Source organism: Pseudomonas sp. NPDC089530, assembly GCF_050280705.1.
Taxonomy (GTDB): Bacteria; Pseudomonadota; Gammaproteobacteria; order Pseudomonadales; family Pseudomonadaceae; genus Aquipseudomonas.
Genome location: NZ_JBNNVU010000191.1, coordinates 1 through 2,739, shown reverse-complemented (window position 1 = coordinate 2,739; position 2,739 = coordinate 1). Strand labels below are relative to the sequence as shown.

The 2,739-nt window shown below is 62.7% G+C and carries 2 protein-coding genes and 2 pseudogenes; all 4 read left to right on the top strand.

Annotation, left to right across the window (positions count from 1 at the left end; translation table 11 throughout):
• Nucleotides 1-96, top strand: a pseudogene (locus ACQKQA_RS30080) (hypothetical protein); the annotation flags it as partial.
• Nucleotides 95-931, top strand: a pseudogene (locus ACQKQA_RS30075) (acetyl-CoA carboxylase carboxyltransferase subunit alpha); the annotation flags it as partial. The pseudogenes ACQKQA_RS30080 and ACQKQA_RS30075, both read left to right, overlap by 2 nt.
• A gap of 113 nt (nt 932-1,044) precedes the next feature.
• A complete protein-coding gene (gene tilS, locus ACQKQA_RS30070; protein ID WP_427564770.1) occupies nt 1,045-2,373 on the top strand; it encodes a tRNA lysidine(34) synthetase TilS in 1,329 nt (442 codons plus the stop codon).
• Between the two features lie 274 nt (nt 2,374-2,647).
• The coding region (locus ACQKQA_RS30065; protein ID WP_427564771.1) for a hypothetical protein at nt 2,648-2,739 on the top strand (92 nt) is incomplete at its 3' end.

The window sequence follows — 2,739 nt, the reverse complement described above, 5'->3', positions numbered from 1 at the left end:
GTGGCCCTGGAGGTCGGCCCGCTGAACCTCGACGTGCAGAACTTCGACAGCCTCAACCAGTCGCCTTTCAACCTCAAGCTCGACACCGGGCTGGGCCCGCCTGCAGGACAAGAGCAGCACGCTGACCGAGGACATCTTCGGCAAGCTGACCAGCTGGCAGATCGCACGCCTGGCGCGTCACCCGCGTCGTCCGTACACCCTGGACTACATCGAGCACATCTTCACCGAGTTCGACGAACTGCATGGCGACCGTCACTTCTCCGACGACGCTGCGATCGTCGGCGGCGTTGCTCGTCTGGACGACCAGCCGGTCATGGTCATCGGCCACCAGAAGGGTCGTGAAGTGCGTGAGAAGGTGCGTCGCAACTTCGGCATGCCGCGTCCTGAAGGCTACCGCAAGGCTTGCCGCCTGATGGAAATGGCCGAGCGTTTCAAGATGCCGATCCTGACCTTCATCGACACGCCGGGTGCCTACCCGGGTATCGACGCTGAAGAGCGCAACCAGAGCGAGGCCATCGCCTGGAACCTGCGGGTCATGGCGCGCCTGAAGACCCCGATCATCGCCACCGTGATCGGTGAAGGTGGTTCCGGCGGCGCGCTGGCCATTGGTGTCTGCGACCAACTGAACATGCTGCAGTACTCCACCTACGCGGTGATCTCGCCGGAAGGCTGCGCTTCGATTCTGTGGAAAACCGCCGAGAAAGCGCCGGATGCCGCCGAAGCCATGGGCATCACCGCCGAGCGCCTGAAGAGCCTGAACATTGTCGACAAGGTCATCGGCGAGCCATTGGGCGGTGCGCACCGCGATCCGGCCGCTGCCTCTGCCTTGATCCGCGCCGAGCTGGTTTCCCAGCTGGCAATGCTCAAGAAAATGGATAACGACACTCTGTTAGCCCGTCGTTACGATCGCCTGATGAGCTACGGTCTCTGACCGACCGACGTTCCTTGTAGGAGCGGTTTGCTCGAGAAAAAGCCCCGAATCGCCATTCGGGGCTTTTCCATCAGTGCGAACAGGCTTGGCTTCTACTCGGGACCCGCTCCTTCATGAGCACATTCGATACAGTCCTCGCGCAACAACTGCTTCAACGTCTCACGCCCTGGCTGGGTAGATCGGCCTGGCGCATCGCCTTCTCCGGCGGCCTCGATTCCACCGTCCTGCTGCATCTGCTTGCCGAACTAAGGCAACGACAGGCAATTCCCCCCTTGACCGCTGTGCATGTGCATCACGGCCTCCAGGCTGCGGCCGATGCCTGGCCGGAACATTGTCGGGCCCAGTGCGAGGCTTTGGGGGTGCCGTTGCAGATCGTTTCGGTGCAGGTACGACCGGGCGCCAGCCTCGAGCGTGCGGCGCGGGAAGCACGTTATGCTGCCTTCGAGGAGGTAACGGGCAGCAATGAGCTGTTGCTGGTCGCCCAGCACCGCGACGACCAGGCGGAAACCCTGTTGTTCCGTCTGCTGCGTGGGGCTGGGGTCCGGGGGTTGTCGGCCATGCCGGCGTCCCGGGCGCTGGGGCAGGGGCATTTGCTGCGGCCCTTGCTCGATGCCTCCCGCAGTGAGCTGGAGCGTTATGCCCACGATCGTCAATTGCGGTGGATCGATGATCCCTCCAATCAGGACCGACAGTTCTCCCGCAATTACCTGCGCCATCAAGTGTTCCCGCTGCTGACCGCACGCTGGCCCCAGGCTGTCGCCAGCATGACGCGCAGTGCGGCGCATCTGCGCGAAGCTCGGGAGCTGCTGGACGACCTGGCGCTGATCGATCTGCAAGAGGCGGCAGTGGCGGGTGAGTTCGACTGGTTGGGGTTGCCGTCCCTGGCGCTTGCGCCTTTGTCCGGCTTGTCGCAAGCGCGTCAGCGCAATGCCCTGAGCCACTGGCTGAGCCGTTTCACGCCGTTGCCGGACAGCGACCACTGGGCGGGTTGGCAGACGCTGCGCGACGCCACGGGCGATAGCTGCCCGGTGTGGCGGTTGGGGCACGGCGAGGTGCGACGGGCGGCAGGGCGGATCTGGTGGCTGTCGGATGTCTGGTTGCAATCCCCGCTGTCGCCCGTCGGTTGGGGTGATAGCGACGTGGCGCTGCCGTTGCCAGGTAATGGTCACGTGCAGTTCACCGGCCGCGCGCCGCAAGGGCCGTTGCAGGTGCGTTACCGCCTGGGGGGCGAGGTGATGCAACTGCCGGGACGCGGTCATCGGGACCTCAAGCGCCTGCTCAACGAGGCGGGGTTGCCGGCCTTCGTGCGTGGCAGATTGCCGCTGCTGTATCGAGGCGAACAACTGCTTGCCGTGGCGAACCTGCCTGGCCTTGACGCAAATGCCCAGGAAGGTTGGCAATTGTATTGGCAGCCGCCTTCGAGCGATCAAGGTTTGAGCTGAAAGTCCCTTTCCGGTAGACTACGCTCCCTTCTTGATACAACTTCTGTGGATTCGCCTGAATTGCAGGAGTTGCCGATTACCAAGCAGTCTTTGCTGGGCGATTCCAAAAAATGTGTAGCGAGCAACGTACCGGTGTTTTCTCTTCCGGTCTGTCCCAACGCGGCGGTTTTTTTGAAAGGTGCACTGTGATTAATGCAGGTGATCGGGGGCTTCGGCCTTCCTTCGCTTTCCCCGGCGGCTCGGACCGCTTTAACGCAGACTTCTAGGGTTTTTCATGACGCGCTACATATTCGTCACGGGCGGTGTTGTTTCTTCATTGGGGAAAGGCATAGTTCAAAAACCGTCAGGGCGGCAGCCTGGCCACCG